The sequence below is a fragment of the Stappia sp. genome, from assembly GCF_965276915.1.
Taxonomy (GTDB): Bacteria; Pseudomonadota; Alphaproteobacteria; order Rhizobiales; family Stappiaceae; genus Stappia.
Window position 1 is genome coordinate 4,207,621 of the sequence record NZ_OZ255709.1, and the last position, 20,238, is coordinate 4,227,858.

The 20,238-nt window shown below is 65.6% G+C and carries 22 protein-coding genes; 10 read left to right on the plus strand and 12 right to left on the minus strand.

Features of this window, described 5'->3' with window-relative positions; translation table 11 throughout:
* Positions 1-2: 2 nt before the first annotated feature.
* From fliQ to flgB, 4 genes are all read right to left on the minus strand, one after another.
* The gene (gene fliQ / locus ACQY46_RS19670; RefSeq protein ID WP_306029857.1) at positions 3-272 is read right to left on the minus strand and encodes a flagellar biosynthesis protein FliQ; all 270 of its coding nucleotides are present in this window, start codon (positions 270-272) and stop codon (positions 3-5) included.
* Positions 273-341: 69 nt separating this feature from the next.
* A complete protein-coding gene (gene fliE / locus ACQY46_RS19675; RefSeq protein ID WP_428697671.1) occupies positions 342-656 on the minus strand; it encodes a flagellar hook-basal body complex protein FliE in 315 nt (104 codons plus the stop codon).
* Between the two features lie 59 nt (positions 657-715).
* Positions 716-1,126, minus strand: a complete 411-nt coding sequence (flgC, locus tag ACQY46_RS19680; RefSeq protein WP_306029855.1) for a flagellar basal body rod protein FlgC — start codon at positions 1,124-1,126, stop codon at positions 716-718.
* Positions 1,127-1,207: 81 nt separating this feature from the next.
* On the minus strand, positions 1,208-1,615 hold the full coding sequence (flgB, locus tag ACQY46_RS19685) for a flagellar basal body rod protein FlgB (RefSeq protein WP_428697672.1): 408 nt from the start codon (positions 1,613-1,615) through the stop codon (positions 1,208-1,210).
* 413 nt (positions 1,616-2,028) lie between these two features.
* Here flgB and ACQY46_RS19690 point away from each other — a divergent pair, with 413 nt between their 5' ends.
* The 3 genes from ACQY46_RS19690 (at position 2,029) to ACQY46_RS19700 (ending at position 4,714) form a co-directional block, all read left to right on the plus strand.
* Positions 2,029-3,660: a hypothetical protein gene (locus ACQY46_RS19690; protein ID WP_428697673.1), complete on the plus strand. Its 1,632-nt coding sequence runs from the start codon at positions 2,029-2,031 to the stop codon at positions 3,658-3,660.
* A gap of 62 nt (positions 3,661-3,722) precedes the next feature.
* Entirely contained in the window at positions 3,723-4,424 is a 702-nt protein-coding gene (gene fliP / locus ACQY46_RS19695) for a flagellar type III secretion system pore protein FliP (RefSeq protein WP_428700526.1), read from the plus strand.
* A gap of 56 nt (positions 4,425-4,480) precedes the next feature.
* Complete coding sequence (locus ACQY46_RS19700) at positions 4,481-4,714, plus strand: hypothetical protein (RefSeq protein WP_428697674.1); 234 nt, start codon at positions 4,481-4,483, stop codon at positions 4,712-4,714.
* Between the two features lie 86 nt (positions 4,715-4,800).
* On the opposite strand, the gene ACQY46_RS19705 is transcribed toward ACQY46_RS19700, so the two are convergent.
* The 5 genes from ACQY46_RS19705 to ACQY46_RS19725 form a co-directional block, all read right to left on the minus strand.
* Positions 4,801-8,676 carry a hypothetical protein gene (locus ACQY46_RS19705; RefSeq protein ID WP_428697675.1) on the minus strand — a complete coding sequence of 1,292 codons (3,876 nt, stop codon included), beginning with the start codon at positions 8,674-8,676 and terminating at the stop codon, positions 4,801-4,803.
* Between the two features lie 92 nt (positions 8,677-8,768).
* Complete coding sequence (locus ACQY46_RS19710; RefSeq protein WP_428697676.1) at positions 8,769-9,539, minus strand: MotE family protein; 771 nt, start codon at positions 9,537-9,539, stop codon at positions 8,769-8,771.
* Positions 9,536-10,027, minus strand: a complete 492-nt coding sequence (locus tag ACQY46_RS19715) for a DUF6468 domain-containing protein (RefSeq protein ID WP_428697677.1) — start codon at positions 10,025-10,027, stop codon at positions 9,536-9,538. Before ACQY46_RS19715 ends, ACQY46_RS19710 begins: the two co-directional genes overlap by 4 nt.
* Positions 10,024-11,247, minus strand: a complete 1,224-nt coding sequence (gene fliM, locus ACQY46_RS19720) for a flagellar motor switch protein FliM (protein WP_428697678.1) — start codon at positions 11,245-11,247, stop codon at positions 10,024-10,026. The genes ACQY46_RS19715 and fliM overlap by 4 nt, the downstream gene beginning before the upstream one ends.
* Positions 11,248-11,260: 13 nt before the next feature.
* Positions 11,261-11,764 carry a flagellar basal body-associated FliL family protein gene (locus tag ACQY46_RS19725; protein WP_428697679.1) on the minus strand — a complete coding sequence of 168 codons (504 nt, stop codon included), beginning with the start codon at positions 11,762-11,764 and terminating at the stop codon, positions 11,261-11,263.
* Positions 11,765-12,048: 284 nt separating this feature from the next.
* Between ACQY46_RS19725 and flgF the strand changes: the two genes are divergently transcribed.
* The 4 genes from flgF to flgH are packed head-to-tail and all read left to right on the plus strand — an operon-like array spanning position 12,049 to position 15,338.
* Positions 12,049-12,786: a flagellar basal-body rod protein FlgF gene (flgF, locus tag ACQY46_RS19730; protein WP_428697680.1), complete on the plus strand. Its 738-nt coding sequence runs from the start codon at positions 12,049-12,051 to the stop codon at positions 12,784-12,786.
* Between the two features lie 25 nt (positions 12,787-12,811).
* On the plus strand, positions 12,812-13,594 hold the full coding sequence (gene flgG, locus ACQY46_RS19735; protein ID WP_306029845.1) for a flagellar basal-body rod protein FlgG: 783 nt from the start codon (positions 12,812-12,814) through the stop codon (positions 13,592-13,594).
* A 29-nt stretch (positions 13,595-13,623) separates the two neighbouring features.
* A complete protein-coding gene (gene flgA, locus ACQY46_RS19740) occupies positions 13,624-14,586 on the plus strand; it encodes a flagellar basal body P-ring formation chaperone FlgA (RefSeq protein ID WP_428697681.1) in 963 nt (320 codons plus the stop codon).
* Positions 14,586-15,338, plus strand: a complete 753-nt coding sequence (flgH, locus tag ACQY46_RS19745; RefSeq protein WP_428697682.1) for a flagellar basal body L-ring protein FlgH — start codon at positions 14,586-14,588, stop codon at positions 15,336-15,338. The genes flgA and flgH overlap by 1 nt, the downstream gene beginning before the upstream one ends.
* A gap of 174 nt (positions 15,339-15,512) precedes the next feature.
* Here the strand turns inward: flgH and ACQY46_RS19750 are convergent, their stop codons facing one another.
* From ACQY46_RS19750 to ACQY46_RS19760, 3 genes are all read right to left on the minus strand, one after another.
* On the minus strand, positions 15,513-16,679 hold the full coding sequence (locus tag ACQY46_RS19750) for an HD-GYP domain-containing protein (RefSeq protein WP_428697683.1): 1,167 nt from the start codon (positions 16,677-16,679) through the stop codon (positions 15,513-15,515).
* 229 nt (positions 16,680-16,908) lie between these two features.
* Positions 16,909-17,325: an RNA polymerase-binding protein DksA gene (gene dksA, locus ACQY46_RS19755; protein WP_428697684.1), complete on the minus strand. Its 417-nt coding sequence runs from the start codon at positions 17,323-17,325 to the stop codon at positions 16,909-16,911.
* 173 nt (positions 17,326-17,498) lie between these two features.
* The gene (locus ACQY46_RS19760) at positions 17,499-17,918 is read right to left on the minus strand and encodes a flagellar assembly protein FliX (RefSeq protein WP_428697685.1); all 420 of its coding nucleotides are present in this window, start codon (positions 17,916-17,918) and stop codon (positions 17,499-17,501) included.
* A gap of 335 nt (positions 17,919-18,253) precedes the next feature.
* Between ACQY46_RS19760 and ACQY46_RS19765 the strand changes: the two genes are divergently transcribed.
* The 3 genes from ACQY46_RS19765 to ACQY46_RS19775 are packed head-to-tail and all read left to right on the plus strand — an operon-like array spanning position 18,254 to position 20,165.
* Positions 18,254-19,339 (plus strand): flagellar basal body P-ring protein FlgI, encoded by a 1,086-nt coding sequence (locus ACQY46_RS19765; RefSeq protein ID WP_428700527.1) that lies wholly within the window; start codon positions 18,254-18,256, stop codon positions 19,337-19,339.
* Positions 19,339-19,671, plus strand: coding sequence for a rod-binding protein (locus ACQY46_RS19770; RefSeq protein WP_428697686.1), 333 nt, complete (start codon positions 19,339-19,341; stop codon positions 19,669-19,671). The genes ACQY46_RS19765 and ACQY46_RS19770 overlap by 1 nt, the downstream gene beginning before the upstream one ends.
* The gene (locus ACQY46_RS19775) at positions 19,668-20,165 is read left to right on the plus strand and encodes a flagellar protein FlgN (protein WP_428697687.1); all 498 of its coding nucleotides are present in this window, start codon (positions 19,668-19,670) and stop codon (positions 20,163-20,165) included. Before ACQY46_RS19770 ends, ACQY46_RS19775 begins: the two co-directional genes overlap by 4 nt.
* The last annotated feature ends 73 nt before the right edge of the window (positions 20,166-20,238 follow it).

Here is a 20,238-nt window from a genome sequence, read left to right on the forward strand (position 1 = left end):
GGTCAGCCGCCGCTGGCAATGATCATGTCGGCGATCCGTGCCGTATAGGCTTCCAGCGCCTGCCCCATGAAAGGCAGGGAAATCAGCAGCGTCACGAAGATCGCCAGGATCTTCGGCACAAAGACAAGCGTCATTTCCTGGATCTGGGTCAGGGCCTGGAACAAGGCGATGACAACGCCGACAAGCAGACCGACGACCATCGGCGGCGCGGACACGATGATGAGGGTCCAGATGCCCTGGCGGGCAAGATCGAGTACTTCCGGCCCGGTCATTCCCGTGTCATTCCCGTCTTCCGATCCCCGCGCTGCGGACTTCGGGCGACAAACCGCCGCCGCTCATGCTCAGATCGGCATGCGCATGATCTCCTGATAGGCGGAAATCACCCTGTCGCGCACCGAAACGAGCGTTTCCATCGCCACCTCGGTCTCGGCGACCGCCGTAACGACATCGACCACATTTGCCTTGCCCTGCGTCAGGGCCAGCGCCTGCTGGTCGGACTTCTCGCCCTGTTCGACGACCGTCTCGACGGCCGACTTGACCATGTTGGCGAAGTCCGGCGTCGCCGTCGACGAAGTTTTAACCTGTTTATCCTGATTCGCGCCCGCAAGCGCGGATGTCATGCGATAGGCGCCGGCTGCGATCGATGGCGTGGACATGTGTCGGGGGCTCCCGGAATGAAAAACAGGTCAGGATTGCAAGGCTGAGAGCGCCGCCGTCAGGCCCGCAGGATGTCGATGGTCTTCTGCAGCATGCGCCGTGTCGCCGAAATCAGGTTGAGGTTGGCCTCGTAGGAACGCTGCGCCTCGCGCATGTCGACCATTTCGACCAGCGTATCGACATTGGGCATGCGCACATTGCCGTTCTGGTCGGCGGCCGGATGGCCAGGCTCGTAGCGTGTCTTGAAGTCCGACTTGTCGAACTCCACGCGGCCAAGCTCGACGACCTCGGCCTTGAGCTCGCGGTCGAGCGTCGCGCTGAAGGTCGGGATCTTGCGCCGGTAGGGATCCTCGTCCGGCGTGCGGCCGGTCGAGTCTGCGTTGGCGATGTTTTCCGCGATGATCCGCATGCGTCCGTTCTGGGCCTTGAGGCCCGTGGCGGCGATGAAGATCGACTTGACGAAATCCACAGTGAAACTCCCGGATCGGAGAAAGGGGATACGTCCGCACCCGGACGCGCCTGCCTTTGGCTAGTGGCGGCCGGCCATGCCTCAGCCGTTGCGCGAGAGCGCGGTTCGGATCAGGCCGAGGCCCTTCTGGTAGAGCGAGGCGACCGTCTGGTAGTCCATCTGGTTCTCGGTCACTTTCATCATCTGTTCCTCGAGCACGACCGAGTTGCCGTCCGGCGTGATCTCGAACCCTGTCGCCTCGTCGCGCTCGACATTGCCGGTCTCGCGCATCATCGATCCGGCAAGATGGCTGGTGCTGGTGCGCGACGTCTGCAGGCCGACGGAGCGCTGAGCCATGACATCCTGGAAGGAGAAGGCCTTCAGGTCCTTGCCGGCGTAACCGGGCGTGTCGGCATTGGCGACGTTCTCCGCCAGGACGCCCTGCCGGCTCTGATGCCACTGCATCTTGGATTTCAGCGCCTGGAACAGTTGCAGGTCCGAGATCGACATAGCCGTCCTTGCCTTCGCGACTCTTGAGTAATGCTAGGCAGATACTGCCGGGCAGATGGTTAACGGGCGGTTAACGATTAACGGATCGGTAAGTTTCGGGCCCGCATTCGCGCGCCTTTCCAGCCGCCCCGCATCGTCGCCTTGCAGTTTGCGGCTCCAATTCGGCATTTTTTGCCGATCCGCGTTAACCTCCCTCTTTGAGAGAATCGCGCAAAACGGCTAAACAGGTTGAAGCAGGTTTGGATTCGCGCGCACATCCTGGAACAGGGGTGGGCCGCGCGAGGCCACAGATCAGGGGATTCCGGGACGGCCGCATGGTGCGCGCCCCGGAAACGAGGCGAGGATGGACAGGCAACGGGCCGCGTGGATGCGGTCCTTCCAGGCCACGCTCGAAAAGGAAAAGGCCGAAGGGCATGACAAGTTGGCTGGTTGACACCTTCCAGATGGAGCCCGGTTGGGCGCGCGGTATCGGCTTCTTCATTGCCGTCGTGATTGTCCTGGCACTGATATCGATCTTCGTCTGGGTCTTGCGGCGGATCGCCGGAACGCGCGCCCTCGGAGGCCGCTCGCGCCAGCCGCGCGTGGCCGTCATGGATGCCGCCGCCCTCGACACCCGCCGCCGGCTGATCCTGATCCGCCGCGACAATGTGGAGCATCTCCTTTTGGTCGGCGGACCGAGCGACGTCGTCGTCGAGCGCAACATCGTTCGCGGCGTGCCGGTGTCGCAAGCCTATCCGCGCCAGCCGGCAGCAGCCTCGGAAGCCATGGTCACGATGGCGCCGCTCGACACCGAGCCGCAGCCGGTTCCCATGGCACCGGCGCAGCCCGCCATGCGCGAGGCGGCACCTCCGCGCCCCGCACCCCAACAAGCGCCCGCCGCGCGGCGGCCCGCACCCCAGCCGGCACCGGCGCCCCAGGCAGGCGCAGCCCCGCCGGCACCAAGGGCGCCGGCTCCGCAAAGAAGCTTTGCGGCCTCGCAGCCGCGCCCCGCCGACAATCCCGACAATGGTGCGTCTCCGTTGAAACGGGCAGGCGCCTCCGTCGCGGCGGCAGGGGCCGCCGTCGCCGGTCTGGCGCGCGGGAGCTCGTCCGCTCCGGCCGCGGAACGTGCGGACGCATCGGCCCCAGCATCGGCCCCAGCACCGGCACCGCGTGCGCCCATGCCTCCTGCGAGTTCCGCCTTTTCCTCCACTGGTGCCGTTTCGGCGCCTCCCCCGCGACGCGACCCGCCGCCGCCGATCCGGCGCAACGTGACGCCTCCCTCTTCCGGACCGGCCGCCAATGCCCGCACCGCCTTTCCGCAGTCAGGCGAGAACGGCGACAGGACATCGCGCGGGGACCTGTCCGGCGTGAGCGCCACAGCAGGCACGGGAACAGGCGCCTCCAGCGGCCTCTCCTCGCCAGCCTCCGCGCCGACGCCCGTGGCTCCCTCGGCGACAAGCCCGGCGGCAACGCCGTCCCCGGCCCCCTCTCCGGCGCCCTCCCCGGCTCCCATGCCGGTCACCCCGCCTCCGGCGGCCCCCTCGTCCGCTCCGCCGGTGGCGGAAAAACATGTGCCGGAGCCAGGCTCCCTGGAAGACGCGTTGCTGGCCGAACTCGACCAGTCGCGCGGTGGAGCTCCCGCGCCACGGAGCGAACCGCGTGCCGATTTCGGTGCCCGCCCGACACCGCCGCCGCCCATGCCTGCGCCCGCTTCGCAGGCGGCACCCGTCGCCGAAGCTCCGCCCGCCGCGCCGCCAGTAGAAAACCGGGCAGTCGAAAACCGGCCGGAAGCCCGGGAAGCTACTGCCGATGCACCGGAGCCGGTGAAAGCCGATGCGCCGGCGACACCGGCGGCGACGGTCGAGGAGACGCCGGCCGAGAACGACACCTCCGCCGAAACCGCAACTGCCGAGACGCAGGCCCCTCAGTCGGACCAGCCCGAGAAAGCGGATGACGACGCCTCCGCGCCCGGCAAGACGGCCGACGGCAGCCCCGTGACCATGGATGCCATCGAGGAAGAGATGGCACGCCTTCTGAGCGAGATCAGCGGAACACGCAAATGAACCACCTGCGCCGCGGCATCCTGTTGTCCGGCAGGATCACCGGCGCAGGGCTCGCATGCCTGATGCTTCTGGGCCTTGCCGAGCCGGCATTGGCCCAGGACATCTCGATCGGCTTTGGCGAAGGCACCGGCCTCACCGAGCGTGCCGTTCAGCTCGTCGCGCTGCTGACCATCCTCAGCCTGGCGCCGTCGATCCTGATCATGGTGACGAGCTTCACCCGGATCGTTGTCGTGCTGTCGCTGCTGCGCTCGGCCATCGGCCTGCAGACGGCACCGCCCAACGCGGTGATGACATCGCTTGCCCTGTTCCTGACCGCCTTCATCATGGCCCCCACGTTCGAGGCGGCCTATAACGAGGCGATCCAGCCGCTGGTCGAGGGAAACATCGAACTTACCGAGGCTTATGAGCGCGGCTCGCGCCCTTTCCATGCCTTCATGCGGGCCAATGTGCGCGAGAAGGATGTGGCCCTGTTTACCGAACTGTCCGGCCAGGAGGCTCCCGAACTGCCGGAAGACCTGAGCATGCGCATCCTGGTGCCGGCCTTCATGATCAGCGAGCTCCGGCGTGCGTTCGAGATCGGCTTCCTGCTCTACCTGCCGTTCCTGATCATCGATCTCGTCATCGCCTCGGTGCTGATGTCGATGGGCATGATGATGCTGCCGCCGGTGGTGATCTCCCTGCCGTTCAAGCTGATCTTCTTCGTACTTGTCGACGGTTGGAACCTGATCGCCGGCAGCCTCGTGCAAAGTTTCGTCAGCAGCTAGTGGTGCAGAAGGAGCGAGATCCAGGCCATGACTATTGCGTCCAGGCTGGCCGCCGCATGCCTCGACGAATTGCGCTACGCTATCAATGGTGGCTTTCGGCCGGCGGCACGCCTCCTGACTGGGTCGCGGGCTTTGGAACCGGCGGGCAGCGTCTCACCGTGCAGGAGAGCATGGGTCTGGTCGTCGTTGTCTTCGCCGGCAACTACAACAAGCCCGATGCCTGGAGGCTTCCGGTGAAAATCATCACCGACTTCGTCGCGCCCGCCGTCAGGAAGAAGCCCGGGAAGTGATGCCGGGCCCCGCGCCGCACGACAGGCTTTGTTTCAGGAATTCGCAATAAAGATGAAATACTGCCGGCGTACCGGCAATCGCCCGGCTAGCCGGCATCGCCCGCGACGGCGGCACTCTCGACCGGCTCGGCCTGTTGCCGCTGCGCCGTGCGCTCCCTGGCGGGCTTCTCGACATGCTGCGAGGGTTGCAGGTACTTGCGCTGGTACTCGGTCAGGAAGATGTCGAGCGAATCCACCCGCTGCAGCGAGTCCAGCACGGACATGAACTCGACGCCGCGCTGCTCAAGCGGACGGGTGACTACCTCGAAGGCCGCCGCTTCCGGGCTGTCACTCATCTTCTCGATGAACTTGGCCTTCAGGCGGCTCAGGCTGAACCCGTCATCGGCGAGCGAATATCCGATCGCGGCGCGCAGGATGTCGTTGCGCTCCTGATCGGCGAGCGCCACGGCATCCGACCAGCGGCCGCCGACAATGCCTTCGAGCTGCTCGCCCGCCTCACGCCAGCTCTGGGCGGCCCAGAGCGTGTCGGCACGCAGACGCTCGACATCCTCGCCCCGCATGTTGCGCACGATCTCCAGCGCCAGGTCCGGCCGGCCGCTCTCCGTCAGCGCCCGCGCCTCGACGATATTGCGCTGGCGTTCCAACTCGCGCGGCAGCTTCGCCTGCCTGGTCCGCGTCAGCACCCGAAGCGCTTCCTCCGGCTTGCGGTCCATGAGGTAGACGACACCGAGATCGGCCGCGATCTGGGCACGCGCTGCGCCCTTGAGACGATGATCGACCTGGTGGCGCAGAAGTTCGGCAGCCTGGTCGAGCAAGTCCATGTCGACCAGCCGGTTGGCCAGCCGCCGCACCATCTCGTCGCCGCGACGCCCCACCGGCGTCATCTCGCGAAAGTCGTAGAAGAGCGCGAGCGCGCGGACCGGCTCCATGCCGTCGGCTTCGCCGTTGAGGAAGAGGCTGGCGAAAACCGCGCCCATCTCGTCCTGCAACACCCGGGTCGTCTCGGCGCCGGCATCGGCCTGGATCGCGGACTGCATCGCCTCGAAGGCATTGCGGTACTGGCCCGACTGCACATAGAGCTGTGCCAGGAAGCGCAGCGTCTGGAGTTCGATCTCGTCGCCGCGCCAGGATGCGGCCAGTCCCGCCAGTTCCTCGATCGCCTCGTCCGTCGAAATCTCGCCGTCGCGATGGCGGATGCGCAGCCCCAGATAGGCAGCCTTCGCCGCGAGCGGCCGCTCGGTCGAGCGCTGCACGAGATCGAAGGCGGTCAGGGCCTCGCGCGAGCGTCCGGAGGCATCTGCAAGCTCGCCCCGGATGATGTCGTAGCGCGCCGCCTGGCGGGGGGTGGCAAGGCTCGGATCAATCTCGGAGAGCACGGCCGCGGCCTGCCCGTAGTCGTGCACCTCGACCATCGTTTCCGCAGCGGCGAGGTTGAACTCGATCTGGATGATCTCGGGATAGTTTCCGACCACCGCCCGGCCGCGCGACATGTTGTGGCGCGCCGCCGTCCAGTCGCGCAATTGCGCCGAGGTGATCGTTCGCCACACCGCCGCGTCCGCATTGTCCACCAGCTCGCCCTGGTTGAGATAGCCCATCGCCTCCTTCGGGCGCACCGCCAGCGCCTGCGCCGCGCCCATGAGAAGATTGAAGCTCGGATCGCGCGTCAGTGCCGGATCGTCCCCTTCCGCCAGTCGCATCAGTCCGAGCGCCTCGTGGGCAAAGCCGTGCGCAAGATAGAAGCGTGACAGTTCCATCCGCGGAACCCGGCGGTTCTCCTCCGGCGTGTTCGCGGTGCGATACTCCATTTCCTTGATCTTCTGGAGGAAGTCCTGGGTATCGCTGCTCATCAGGTTGCCGAGATCGACATGGCCCGGCGTAGAGGGATCGACGACCGGCTGCAGGACCTTGGAACCCTGCGACAGGTTGCCCTGCGACACCGCAAGTCCGCGCGGCCGCTCCAGAATGATGGCGTCGCCCTCGATCTTGACCTCCAGGTCATCGGCCTTGGGAAGCACCGCGACGCCATGGGCCGACATCAATGCGTCGAACTCCGTGAAGCTTTGCGGCTTGAGCACGCCGCGCGCCGGACCGAAGCCCGTGACGACGGACACCCGGTCGCCGACAAACGGATCAGGCACGCTGCGCACCTGCGCCGGTGCCTTGAAGGGAATGGCAATCGTCGCGCCGCCGTCGCCGCGAACCGCCCGCTCGAGCGTCAGCGGCCGGGACGGTTCCAGGATCGTGTCGCCGATGGTCATGATCCACGAGCTTCCGTCGACCCCGATTGTCGCAAGCGCGTCCCGGTCGAGATCGATGCGAATGGTTTGCCAGTCGCCCGACGCCGTCGACTCGACCGCTTCGATGCGGTCGGCGAGAACCGAGCGCATGCCGCGAATATCGATCGGATCGGCCGTATCGAAGACCAGATAGATGCTCTGGTAGCGCCTGAAAACCGCCGAGGAAACGGGATCGGAAAACGGAAACGCGATCCGGACGGTGTCGCCGATACGCCGGGCTTCGGCGACGACGAAGCGGCGTGCCTCGTCGTCGTAGCCAAGCGGCGGCGTCTCGGGCGTCGCGGTGACAGGCTCGGGCGCGTCGGCAGGAACCTCGGCCGGCCGGGCGATCTTGCGAAGGTCGATCTCTCCCGGCAGGTCGTCCTCGGCCGGCTTTTCGGGCACCTGTGCGGCCTGCGCCTGCCCCCCGGGCACCTGTTCGGGTTCCCGGGTCTGCGGTGCCGCTGCCGGCTCCACGGCAGGTTCTTCAGCTTCCCCCGCCTGCGTCATTGCGGCGGCAGCCATCGTGCCGCCATCTCCGGCGGCAAGGGCCGCCGACATCTCGGCGGCGGCGGCATCGGCTACGGCGGACGCCTGCGAGGTTTCCTCGGCGCCGGGCTTGGACACGGGCCGCGGGGCGGCATCCGTTTCCGCAAGCGAGCGTTCCGGCCCCGCCGCCACCGACGAGCCGGGCGCGTCGACACCGGGCGGCGTTTGGACCGGGCCGCTGTTGCCGGCCGCGGTCACCATCTCGCTCGCCCCTTGCGGGACTGCCGTCGTTTCCTTCAGCGCCTCATCGATCGCCGCATTGACCGGATCCTCCGGCATGGCCCGCGGCGTGATGTCGACCACATAGGACATGTCCTCCCGAAAGGCGCGGATGTCGACGTCCGGGTTGACGCGCAGCAGGAACTTGAGCCTGCCTTCATCGACAAAGGCGGTGGCATCGGCCACGCCAGGCGGCAAATGGGCCCGCAACTGGCCAAGATCCAGCGGAACGTCGTGGTTGAAGGTGAGCTTGACCATGTCGCCCTCGCGTACGAAGGCGGAATCGAAATTCAGGTTCCAGTCGAAGGACAATCGGGTGAATGTCGGATGATTGCCGACGCTCAAGTCCACCTGCGGCTCGATCTGTCCCTTGAGGCGCGCCTGCTCGAGCGCGCGGGCACGGCGGATCGCCTCCTCCGCGCGGCGCGCAAGCTCGCGAACCACATCGTCGGGGAGGCCGGGCGGCAAGCCCTGCCAGTTCGGCGGCAGGAGGTCGATGAACAGCTTTTCACCCGCCTCCATCGTGTTGACGCGAAAATCGCGCATCAACGCGAAGCGCAGGGCCGACCCGTCGGGATCGCGACGCGCGATCGAGATGAAGTCGGGCATGTCGATCGGCACGCTCTCGACACTGGTCGAAACCTCGTCGCGAAAGCGGATGCGCAACACGCCGTTGGAGGCAAGCGCGTCGTATTCCGGCAGCAGCGACAGGTCCTCGAAGGTCAGCACGAGCCGTCCGTACCCGTCCTGCTGGGAGGCACGCAGGGTCGCCTTCAGCGTCTCCGCGCCGGCAAGCTGGCCAAACACGGGCAGCAGCAGCAGGGCAGCCAAGCAGAGGCGCGCAAACGCAAAAATCGCCGCCACGCGTTTCGTGGCGACGTCCTGCGTCTTCTGCTTCTGCGGACCTGGCTGCCTCACGGGGCTCCCCTGAACCGTTGGATCGAACTGCAAGTCTAGCCAATCCGGCTTAACGTGATGTTTAACCGGACGGCAGAAACCGCATGTTTCCGTCAGTTACCCATGATCTTCGGCAATTCGGGCGGGCCGGCATCGGCCTGTATCGCGGCCGGCTTGCGACCGGTCACGAGCGCCACGGTCAACCGCTCGCTCGCCTCGGGCGACATGCGGGCCATGATGTCGGCCATCTTGCGGGGCTTCATCGCTTTCGCCACCCGGATCATGATGTCGAGATCCAGCCGGTCGAAGATCCGCGCCGCGTCCTTCGCCTTCATGGACTCGTACATGATCACGAGATCCTTCAGCTCGGCCTGCTCGCGCTGCACCTGCGCATCGCGCAACGACTTGATGCTGGCCTCGAGCGCTGCCATCTCGTCGACCTTCTTCTGGAGGCGTTCCTCCGTCGACTTCAGCAACTGCTGACGAAGGTCGAACTGCTTTTCGCGATTGTCGAGTTCGCGCCGCCGGTCGCTCAGCGACTCAAGCACCTTGCGTTCGGCAATCGAGCTTCCGAGCTCCAGTCCGCCCGGCAGGGGCGGCGGTTCGGTTGCAGCCCCCATGCCGGCCGGCAGGGGAGATTCGCCCGGCGCGTCCCCGGTCGCAGCATCCCCGTTTCCCTGACCGGATGCGGCCGCCTCGACTGCGGGCGCGGGCGCCGCGTTGCCCTCCTGCCCGTTCGTGCCGTCCGCCTGCTGCGCCATCGCCACGCCCATGCCGACGCTGGTGACATGGCTGCCGCCATCCAGCGCGAAGCCGAGCAGCTTCAGCGCGAACAACGCGCTGGCTGCCAGCACAAGGGCGGGGATCAGGCGCAGATTTGTCACGCGGCCTGCTCCGCTGCACGGCGACGGAAGTGCTCCAGGCGCGCGGTGGCTTCCATTGCGGCGGAACGGATATCGCTCGCCCGCATCGTCGCCGGACGGGCCGGTTCGGCCATCTCGGGCTGAACCCGGGCGACAGGCGCCTCGGGTGCCGGACGCGACGAGGCAGCCTCGGCGATCTGCGTGATCCGCTCAAGCACGGTATTGCCCGTCCCGATCTGCGCGGAGAGTTCCTGCGACAGGCGCTCGGCATCGATAAGACGCTGGCCCAGCGTGCGATCGGCCTCGCCGGCCGTCGCCTTGAGCCCGAGAATGGCGCGTTCGGCAATTTCCGAGGCGGTGATGAGCTCCGAGATCGTCGCCCGCAGGGCTTCCTCGTCGGCGCGCAGGCGCTTCAGCCGCTTGTTGAGGACGACGCAATAGGCAATCGTCACCAGCAGCAGCACGGCAACCAGGCTCTCGATCATCAGTCCAACAGGGAGCGTGCTCATGTCGGGTCCATTTCCTTCTGCATGGCGCGTTCGAACGCGGCCAGGGTCATCTTGGGCTTCTGCAGGACGCGCTCGACGCGGATCGCGATCGCGTCCTCGTCCTTGCCCATCGTTCCTTGCGTCAGCGGAATACCGCCGCACTTGATCGAAACCGGATCGTTCGGGGATATGTCGAACAACAGCGTTTCACCGACCTGAAGGTCGAGAACCCGGCCGAGAGGGATGTGCGTCTCGTAGAGAACCGCATCGACATCGACTTCCGCGGCATAGATCTCGGTCGCCAGATGCCCTTCCCAGATCGGGTCACGGCCGAACTTCTCGCCCATGAACATCTGCAGGAGCAGATCGCGGATCGGCTCGAGCGTTGCATAGGGCATCATGATTTCGATCTTGCCGCCGCGGTCTTCCATGTCGATGCGAAGCTCGACGAGGATGGCTGCGTTGGCAGGGCGCGAAATCGCGGCGAAACGCGGATTGGTTTCCAGCCGCTCCAGATTGTAGTGCACCGGCGAGAGCGGCGAGAACGCCTGCTCCATGTCGTGCATGATGATCTCGATCATCCGCCGCACGAGATTGCTCTCGATGGTCGTGTAGGGCCGGCCCTCCACGCGCACGGCCGACATGCCCCGCCCGCCGCCGAGCAGCACGTCGATGATCGAGTAGATCAGGCTCGATTCCACCGTGCAAAGACCGAAGCCGTCCCACTCCTCGGCCTTGAAGACACCAAGGATCGCCGGCAGCGGGATCGAGTTGAGATAGTCGCCGAACCGCACCGAGGAGATGCTGTCGAGTGACACCTCGACATTGTCGGAGGTGAAGTTGCGAAGCGAGGTCGTCGTCAGGCGCACAAGACGATCGAAGACGATCTCGAGCATCGGCAGACGCTCGTAGGAGACCATCGCCGAGTTGATCAGCGCCCGGATACCGCTCTGGTCGGCGGCGATCGTGTCCTCGATGTTGAAACCCAGGAGGTTGTCGATTTCCTCCTGGTTGAGGATACGGTCGGCGCCGCGCGTGGCGTTCTCGAGTTCCGGCTCGCTGTCGTCGATCATCGCCGCCCATTGGGCGGCCATGTCATCGCCCCCGGCGACGCCCTGCTCCTCGAGCGCGGCACCCCAGGCGGCAGCCAGGTCCTCGTCTTCTTCCTCGCCGTCGAGCTGCTCCGCCAGAGCCTCGCCCCACGCCTCGTCGATGTTGCCAAGTTCGTCGTCGTCGGCCATTGGTTTTGCGACCCTACTGGACCAGAATTTCCTTGAAGAGCACGCCCTCGATCCTAGCCGGGTAGACTGCGGTATTGATGCGTCGCAGCAACTCTTCCTTGAGTCGGAACAAACCGGAAGACCCTTCCAGGTCCGCCGGCCTGAGTTCGCGCAGATAGACCTGGAATGCGTCCAGGATGCGCGGCAGGAACGGCTCGATCTGTTGCACGGCCGCCTTGTCGGCGACTTCCAGCGCGATGCGGACCTTGAGGTAGGTCGCCCGACCGTCCGTAGACAGATTCACCGTCATCTCGGGAAGGTCGTAGAACACCACCGGCTTCTGGGCCGGAGCCGGCTCGCCCTCAACCTGCTGGGACGGCGCCGAAGCATCGAAGACCCCCAGGAAATAGGCGCCGGCACCGCCGCCAACCAGCAGAAGCGCCAGGCCGGCAACTCCGAAAATCACCAGCTTCTTCTTCGACCTGCCGGTCGCCTCTTCCGGGGCGCCGGCCTCGACTGCATCCGCATCCGCCGTCATCGTGGCTCACTCTCGCTGCGCTACCCTCCCGCGCGTATGATTAATTTCTAAAGCCACAATGGTTAACGACTGGTTACCGGATCGTTAACGCCTTGCATAACGCGGCAATTTTTGCCGGTCGGTAAGGATTGGGTCGGCAAAGCTGCCGGGCTGCGTCCCCGCGAACTAAAAATATCTCAATTAAATCAATGATCCATGACTTGGCACGAAGACTGCTACAGGGTTAACGGGCATCCGGTCTGGGGAGAACGGATGCTCGCTGGGGAGCATAGGAACGACACGTCATGGAGAATTCCCTGCTGATCGGGCTGTCGCGTCAGACGGCCCTTCGCAACCAGTTGAACGTGGTGGCCAATAATCTGGCCAACATGAACACCACGGGCTTCAAGGCCCAGCGGTTGCTGTTCGAGGAGTACCTGATGCCCGTCGCCGAGGCCTCCAGCTTCGTCGATGGCGACCAGGACTTCTCGTATGTGGTCGACTACGGCGCGTCCTCGAATTTCGAGGCGGGTTCGATCTCGCTGACCGAAAACGCTTTCGACGTCGCCGTCGAGGGCGAAGGCTTCTTCGTGATCGACACGCCGGATGGCGAGCGCTTCACCCGCAACGGTGCATTCCACCTGGATTCGACTGGCCAGATGGTGACCGCGGATGGTCGGCCGGTTCTCGGCGAAGGCGGCCCGCTCGTCTTCACCGCCGAGGACACAGACGTGACCATCGCCGAGGACGGCACGGTCTCCACGGCGCTTGGCGTCAAGGGGCGCCTGCGCATGGTCGAGTTCGAAAATCCCCAGATGCTCACCCGGATCGGCGACAACCTGTTCGCCGGCGAGAATCCGCAACCGGCCGAACGCATTCGCGTGCTGCAGGGCGCGGTCGAGAAATCCAACGTCTCCGGCGTCATCGAAGTGACCCGGATGATCGAGATCACCCGCCACTACACGGCTGTCTCGAAGATGATCAACGAAGGCGATGAATTGCTGCGCAAGGCAATCGAGCGCCTCGGATCGGTCACGGCCTGAGCGAAGCGGAAAAGGGATATTCGTCATGAAGGCACTTCACATCGCCGCCACCGGCATGCGCGCCCAGGAACTCAACGTCGAGGTCATCTCGAACAACGTCGCCAACATGCGCACCACTGGCTACAAGCGCCAGCGCGCGGATTTTCAGGACCTGCTCTACCAGAACCTGCGCCGCATGGGCACCAACTCCTCGGCCAATGGAACCGTCGTCCCGACCGGCGTGCAGATCGGTTCAGGCGTCAAGACCGCCTCGACCGCCCGCATCATGAGCCAGGGCAACCTGACCCAGACCGGCAAGGAACTGGACGTCGCGGTTCGCGGCGAAGGGTTCTTCCAGATCCAGATGCCGGATGGCGGCACCGCCTACACCCGCGACGGCTCCTTCGAGCGCGACCCCAACGGCCAGCTGGTGACCATCGACGGCTATGCGATCCTCCCGGGCATCGTCATTCCGGAAGATGCCCGCGACATCACCATCTCCACCGATGGTCAGGTCCAGGTGCTCGATGCCAACAACGCGGTGCAGCAGCTCGGCCAGATCCAGACCGCCCGCTTCATCAACAAGTCGGGCCTGGAAGCCATCGGCGACAACCTGTTCCTGCCGACGGAATCGAGCGGCGCCGCCATTGTCGGCACCCCCGGCGAGGCCGGCTTCGGCGACCTGATGCAGAAGCATCTGGAAATGGCGAATGTCGAGGCGGTCGGAGAGATCTCCGACCTCATCGCCGCCCAGCGCGCCTACGAGATGAACTCGCGCATCATCAAGGCCGCCGACGAAATGTCGGCCACCACCTCGAACCTGCGCTGACGCGCCGGCTGAACGGAAGGATGCAGGCCATGCTTCGCAACTCACTCCTCGCCGCCGCCCTGCTTGCGCTGTCGGCAGCGCCGCTTGCCGCGGCCACGCTGCGCTCCGAGGTGGCGGTCACCGGCGCCGTCGTGACGATCGGCGACTTCTACCCGGAAGCCGGCCGGCACGCGGCAACGCCGCTGTTCCGGGCACCCGACCTTGGAACCCGCGGTGCGGTTTCCGCCCATGTCATCGCGGAACGCGCCCAGGCGGCAGGCTTTGCCGAGGCCGGCACCGACGGACTGCGCCAGGTTGTGGTCGAGCGCCTTGCGCTCACCATCGGCGAAACCGAGGTCGAGACCGCTGTTCGCGACGCGCTTCTGCTCCGCGAGACCGGCCTCGATGCCGACGCGCTCCAGGTCTCGCTGTCCGGATTTCGCGGTCCGATCCTCGCCGATGCCGGCCAGGGCAATCCGGTTTCCGTGGAGACCCTCGACTGGGATCGCGCCTCCGGCCGTCTCTCGGCCACCTTGCGGATACGCGCCGCCAACCGCACCCAGTCGGCAAAGCTGACCGGGCTCGCTCAGGAGATGATCGAGGTCTACACAGCCGTTCGCCCGATCGAGCGCGGCACCATTGTCGCGGAAGCGGACCTTGCTCCCGTGCGCATGCCCCGCAATCGCCTGACCCTTCGTCAGGTCGCGGATCTCGGCAACATCGTGGGCCTTGCCGCACGGCGCTCCATCCAGGCCGGACGGCCGCTGCGCGCCATCGACTTCGAGCAGCCGGTGCTGGTCAAGCGCGGCACCAAGGTGACGCTCGTCTACCACACCGCCGGCATGACGCTGACCACCATCGGCCAGGCCCTGTCGAACGGCGCGAAGGGCGACGTCATCGACATCCTCAACCTTCAATCCCGCCGTACGGTCACCGGCATCGTGCGTGCCCATGACCAGATCGAGGTCGGCACCACCCGGACCCGCATCGCCCAGCTCCAGGAGACGAACTGATGGCTCCGCTCACGTCCCTTGTCCGGCCCGTGCTCGCCGTGTCGCTTGCTCTCGCCACCGCTGCCTGCGGCAGCGCCGATCGCCTGTCCCAGGTGGGCAAGGCTCCGGCCCTGTCGGCGATCCAGGACCCGACGACGACCGCCGGCTACCGCCCGGTGCAGATGCCGATGCCGACCCCCCAGTCGGTTCACTACAATTCCAACTCGCTCTGGCGGTCGGGCGCACGCGCCTTCTTCAAGGACCAGCGTGCGGCCCGCGTCGGCGACATCCTGACCGTGATGGTGACGATCTCCGACAAGGCCGAGTTCGACAACGAGACCGAGCGGAACCGCAGCGGCTCGGAATCGAGCGGCACCGGCGGAGCCGTCGGCGCGGCGATCAACACCCTGTTCCTGCCGGGCGGCACCAGCTCCGACAACCTCGCCTCCGCGAACGGTGCATCCACCTTCAAGGGTAGCGGCAAGGTCGATCGCGAGGAGAAACTGCAAACCAAGGTCGCGGCCGTCGTCACCCAGATCCTGCCGAACGGCAACATGGTGATCGAGGGCCGTCAGGAAGTCCGGGTCAATTTCGAGGTCCGCGAACTGATCGTCGCCGGCGTCGTTCGCCCCGAGGACATCGCCGCCAACAACACGATCGAGAGCGAGAAGATCGCGGAGGCCCGCATCGGTTACGGCGGACGCGGTCAGATCACCGATGTGCAGCAACCGCGCTACGGCGCCCAGGTCCTCGATATCGTGCTGCCCTTCTGAGCCTTCCCGTTCCGCCGCCATGCTCCCCAAGAGAGGTGGCGGAACGCACACGTCTCCCCAAGCCGTTCCACGCTCCCCAGGCACCAGGACGGTTGACGGGCACGGGATCCCCCCGCTCCCCAGCGGCCCCGTGCCCGTCGCATTTCATCGCGCGGCAGGAAGGCCGGGAGGTCTTCAGGCCGCAGTTTCCTGAGACGTATCGAAAGGATGTATTCCCGCCCGCAGGCAGGCGGGACGCCCGCCGCTGCCCGGCAGTGCCGACGTCTGTCGTTTTGCAAAGACGGGATCGAGAACCATGGACCGGAAGGCGGCGAACAGCCGGCTGTCGAGCTTGCCCTTGAGGTCCGCCATGATCGCGATCGACTGGCGCGGCGTCATCGCCTCCTTGTAGGAACGCACTTCCGTCAGCGCGCTGTAGATGTCGGCGATGGTGATCATCCGGGTCAGCGGGCCAAGGCCGTCCGCCCCCACGCCCCGCGGATAACCGCTGCCGTCGAGATACTCGTGATGGTCACGCACCGCGGCGATGATCTCTTTGGCCGTGCACCCGCCGCGCACCAATGCGGACGCACCGCGCATGCTGTGCGTGTTGATCGCCCGCCGCTCCATCTCGGTAAGCGCTCCGGTCTTTTCCAGGACCGAGATCGGGATGAAGAGCTTGCCGACATCGTGCAGGAGAGCGGTTTCCGCGAGCATCGCGACATCGCTTTCATGCAAGGACAGGTATTGGCCGAAGGAGCTGGCGTGACCGGCAACGGTCAGCATGTGCCGGCAGGTGCCGCTGTGATGCAGCTGGACCGCGTCCAGCCATTCGGCGAGCCCTTCCCGCCGGGTCACTTCCCCGATCGACCGCGCGACCGCAGTGAGAATTTCCGGCGGCAGCGGCTTGTCCGCCCGCATCGCCGCCCCGAGTTCCTGGTAAAGCGCATCGCCGGTTTCGATCGCGTTGGCCACCAGGCGCGAGCGCCGTAGCAGCCCTGTCTCCAGGCCCCTGCTGAGTATCTTCTGGACGGCGGCCCGGATGTCCCCCGATGAACGGAAGCTCGGCAGGATAAGCCCGATCTTCAGCGCCTCCGCCTGGACAAGACCTACCCGGTCACTGTTCGAGGCGACATAGATCGTGTCGATCCGGCGACGATCCTCTCCGATCAACTCGCCCAAACGCGCAACGTCATCCGCCTTTCGCAGCTTGCTGTAGACGATGATCACACGGGCAGAGGCGATCGCCTCCGCCGTGACGGTCGCCACCGACGCGGGTGCCACGGTGAAAGCCATCGCAAGCGCTCCGGCAAACGCCGGAGGATCGGTGCCCCAATCCGTGATGATGATGACGTCTCTCATGCCGGCCAACCCATTCGAACAGCCCGTGAAGGCCAGTTTCCTCTGCGTCATAGATAGCCGGCAGTCGATTTGAGAACCGTTAATACGGTCGAACAGAAAACATTAAGAAGACCTTTCCAGCCGGCAGCTCCGGGAGCTGGAAACAAAAAAGGCCCGGACTGGTCCGGGCCGAAGTGGGAAATCCTGTCGTCGATGCCCGGTCGCTTGATCGCCGGGAACGACATCGTGTTCAGTCGTCGCGATAAACCTTCTCGCGGCGCTCGTGCGCTTCCTGGGCCTCGAGCGACAGCGTCGCGATCGGACGCGCCTCGAGGCGCTTGATCGAGATCGGCTCGCCGGTCTCCACGCAATAGCCGTAAGAGCTATCGGCGATCCGCTCAAGTGCCGCATCGATCTTCGCGATCAGCTTGCGCTGGCGGTCCCGGGCGCGCAACTCGATCGAGCGGTCTGTCTCCGACGACGCGCGATCGGCGATGTCGGGGTGATTCTGACTTTCCTCCTGAAGATTGGCGAGCGTTTCGCGGCTCTCCTTGAGAAGCTCTTCCTTCCACCGCAAAAGCTTGTTCCGGAAATACTCGCGCTGACGCTCGTTCATGAAAGTCTCGTCCTCGCTCGGACGATACTCGGCATCCAGCTCAACCGTCATATCCTACTCCGGCTCCCGTTAGGCCGCGCGGAATATAGCGGGACAGCGGCCAATCGACAATGTCGACCACGCCAAAAATAACGCCAATTTTACGTGATGAATCTCAGCTACTTAACGCAGTTGCGAAGGAATTCGGCGAGAGTTTGGCCTGCAATCCGCGCATTTCGGCGGGCTTAATCCCCGAAGTGTCCGAGCTTTGCCAGTTCCACCCTTGCGCGCAATTCGATCTCGTCGATCACCTGCTCCAGCTGCGCATCGCCGGTGTCTTGCCGCCGCTGCAGCATCTGCATCAGTCTGCCGAGCCGTTCCGGCGAGACACGTCCGGCGAGCAGGTCCGTCTTTACGTTTTCCAGCGTGTCGAGAAGATCGTGGCCGCGGGCCACTGCCTTCCGGCGGCCGGTCAACGGATCGTCAACCTCCTGAAGGGCAAGCAGCGCCTGGATGCCGCCGATGCCGCTGCTGGCCGAGGCGCCGCCCGACGCGTTTGCCGACCCGCCCGAGCCAAGCTCGAACGTGCCGCCGCTGCCGTCGCTGCGCTTCTTCTGATTGCGTCCCGCAACCCCGTTGAGGGGAGCGTAGCCTGAGATTCTCATTGTCGGAAAACCGGTCCTGCTCGAGGCCATTCACACGCTACAAAATTTTCCGAGTTGGTAAACGAACCGTTAACAACCCGGCATTTCTTGCCGGGCCAGCGGCCTCCAGACAGCGCGCCGACCCTCACGGGGAGCCTCTGATTTTTGAAAAATACATATATTTCAGATGCGTACAGAAACGTAAACGACTGGCAAGAAGTTGGCACGCGCCTCGCATATATCGACACGGGATCGCGAGATCCTGACCGCAACCCGATGCATCGAGTCCTGCCAGAATGACCCTGACCGGCTTTTTCCTCTCCGCAACGCCCGCAAGCAGGCTCGTCCGCCTCGTGATGATCCTCGCCCTGCTGCTGGTCATGGCGCAGGCTGCCAGCGCGGCGTCGCGCATCAAGGACATCGCCGACTTCGAAGGCATCCGCGACAACCAGCTGATCGGCTACGGCCTCGTGGTCGGCCTGCGTGGCACCGGCGACAGCCTGCGCAACGCGCCCTTCACCCGGCAAAGCCTTGAGGCCATGCTCGAGCGCCTCGGCGTCAACACCCGCGGTTTCAACCTCAACACCCAGAACGTCGCCGCGGTGATGGTCACCGCCAACCTGCCGGCGTTCTCGACCCAGGGCACGCGCATCGACGTCTCCGTCAGCGCCCTTGGCGATTCCGAGAGCCTGCAGGGCGGCACCCTGCTGGTCACCCCCCTGCTCGGCGCCGACGGCGAGGTCTACGCCATCGCCCAGGGCCCGCTGGCGATCGGCGGTTTCGCCGCCCAGGGCGACGCCGCCTCGGTCGTGCGCGGCGTGCCCACCTCCGCCCGCATCGCCAACGGCGCTCTGGTGGAGCGCGAGATCGATTTCAAGCTCGCCTCGATGACCAGCCTGCGCCTGGCGCTGCGCAATCCCGATCTCACCACCGCGCGCCGCATGGCGCTTGCCGTCAACGAGCTGATCGGCCTGCCGACGGCCGAGCCGCTCGACCCGGCAACCGTGCGGATCGACCTTCCGCGCCAGTTCAACGGCAATATCGTCGACCTTCTGACCGACATCGAACAGCTGATCGTCGAGCCCGACCTGCCGGCCCGCATCGTCATCGACGAGAATTCCGGCATCATCGTCATGGGCCAGAACGTCAAGGTCTCCACCGTCGCGATCGCGCAAGGAAACCTGACGGTCACCGTTGCCGAAACGCCCCAGATCGTCCAGCCGCTGCCCTTCGCCAACGGGCAGACCGCCGTCGAGCCGCGCACCGACCTTCTCGTCGACGACGAGAGCGACAACAAGCTGGCGCTGGTGCAGCAGTCGGTCACCCTGCAGCAGCTGGTCGACGGGCTGAACGCGCTCGGCATCGGCCCGCGCGACATGATCTCCATTCTCCAGGCGATCAAGGCCTCCGGCGCCTTGCAGGCCGAAATCGAGGTGATGTGATGACCGGTCTCGCCATCGACAACGTGCTGGGCACCGCGCAAGGCCGCTACACCGCTGGGCCCGGCTCCGCTTTGACGGCGGCCAGCGCCGCCTCCGGCGTCTCGCGCCAGAACGCGGAAGAGTTCGAAGGCATCTTCCTCAACACCATGTTCCAGCAGATGTTCGCCGGCCTGGAAGACGGCGGGACCTGGGGCGGCGGCGAGGGATCGGATGCCTGGAGCGGCATGCTCGTCGAGCAATATGCCGACACAATCGCCAAGGCTGGCGGCATCGGTATCGCCGATGCTGTCCAGCGCCAGTTGCTTTCCCTTCAGGAGACGCAGGGACAATGACCCTCGAAACGAAACAGCTCGCGGAGCTTGCACCCGAGTTCTTTTCCGGCTCGATCGCCGACCGGGAAGCCGCCGAGGCAACCTGTGCCCGGCTCGAATCCGCCATGGGCGATCTTCTGTCGGTGATCGAGCAGGAGACCGAACTGGTCAGGCTCGGCAAACTCGACGCGGCCGGCGAATTGCAGCCCGACAAGGCCAAGCTGGTCAGCGTCTACATGCGTGGCATGACTTTCGTGCGCGACCAGACCGTCGCGCTCGGCAATCTGGCGCCCCAGTCCGTCGATCGCCTGAAACGTCGCCACGCCGAGTTCCAGCCGGTGCTGCGCATCAATCTGGCCGTTCTGGCCACCGCACGCGAGGTCGCCGACAGCCTGTTGCGCAAGGTCGCGGAAGGCGCCGGCACCAGCCGGGCGCCCACCACCTACGGTCCCGGCGGCACCGCTCCGCGCACGCCGTCGCTCGCCGACGGCATCGCCGTCAACCGGGCGCTCTGATCCCGCCTCCGGCACCAATCGGAACGACTTGAGTTCTCTGTCCGACCCGCAGACCGGGCTCCGCGAGATCTTG

Bases quoted from the DNA above. Each gene is read 5' to 3' on its own strand.
- fliQ (WP_306029857.1), bottom strand. From the start codon at position 272: ATGACCGGGCCGGAAGTACTCGATCTTGCCCGCCAGGGCATCTGGACC.
- fliE (WP_428697671.1), bottom strand. From the start codon at position 656: ATGTCCACGCCATCGATCGCAGCCGGCGCCTATCGCATGACATCCGCG.
- flgB (WP_428697672.1), bottom strand. From the start codon at position 1,615: ATGTCGATCTCGGACCTGCAACTGTTCCAGGCGCTGAAATCCAAGATG.
- ACQY46_RS19690 (WP_428697673.1), top strand. From the start codon at position 2,029: ATGACAAGTTGGCTGGTTGACACCTTCCAGATGGAGCCCGGTTGGGCG.
- fliP (WP_428700526.1), top strand. From the start codon at position 3,723: ATGCTTCTGGGCCTTGCCGAGCCGGCATTGGCCCAGGACATCTCGATC.
- ACQY46_RS19700 (WP_428697674.1), top strand. From the start codon at position 4,481: ATGCCTCGACGAATTGCGCTACGCTATCAATGGTGGCTTTCGGCCGGC.
- ACQY46_RS19715 (WP_428697677.1), bottom strand. From the start codon at position 10,027: ATGAGCACGCTCCCTGTTGGACTGATGATCGAGAGCCTGGTTGCCGTG.
- fliM (WP_428697678.1), bottom strand. From the start codon at position 11,247: ATGGCCGACGACGACGAACTTGGCAACATCGACGAGGCGTGGGGCGAG.
- ACQY46_RS19725 (WP_428697679.1), bottom strand. From the start codon at position 11,764: ATGACGGCGGATGCGGATGCAGTCGAGGCCGGCGCCCCGGAAGAGGCG.
- flgF (WP_428697680.1), top strand. From the start codon at position 12,049: ATGGAGAATTCCCTGCTGATCGGGCTGTCGCGTCAGACGGCCCTTCGC.
- flgG (WP_306029845.1), top strand. From the start codon at position 12,812: ATGAAGGCACTTCACATCGCCGCCACCGGCATGCGCGCCCAGGAACTC.
- flgA (WP_428697681.1), top strand. From the start codon at position 13,624: ATGCTTCGCAACTCACTCCTCGCCGCCGCCCTGCTTGCGCTGTCGGCA.
- flgH (WP_428697682.1), top strand. From the start codon at position 14,586: ATGGCTCCGCTCACGTCCCTTGTCCGGCCCGTGCTCGCCGTGTCGCTT.
- ACQY46_RS19750 (WP_428697683.1), bottom strand. From the start codon at position 16,679: ATGAGAGACGTCATCATCATCACGGATTGGGGCACCGATCCTCCGGCG.
- dksA (WP_428697684.1), bottom strand. From the start codon at position 17,325: ATGACGGTTGAGCTGGATGCCGAGTATCGTCCGAGCGAGGACGAGACT.
- ACQY46_RS19760 (WP_428697685.1), bottom strand. From the start codon at position 17,918: ATGAGAATCTCAGGCTACGCTCCCCTCAACGGGGTTGCGGGACGCAAT.
- ACQY46_RS19765 (WP_428700527.1), top strand. From the start codon at position 18,254: ATGATCCTCGCCCTGCTGCTGGTCATGGCGCAGGCTGCCAGCGCGGCG.
- ACQY46_RS19770 (WP_428697686.1), top strand. From the start codon at position 19,339: ATGACCGGTCTCGCCATCGACAACGTGCTGGGCACCGCGCAAGGCCGC.
- ACQY46_RS19775 (WP_428697687.1), top strand. From the start codon at position 19,668: ATGACCCTCGAAACGAAACAGCTCGCGGAGCTTGCACCCGAGTTCTTT.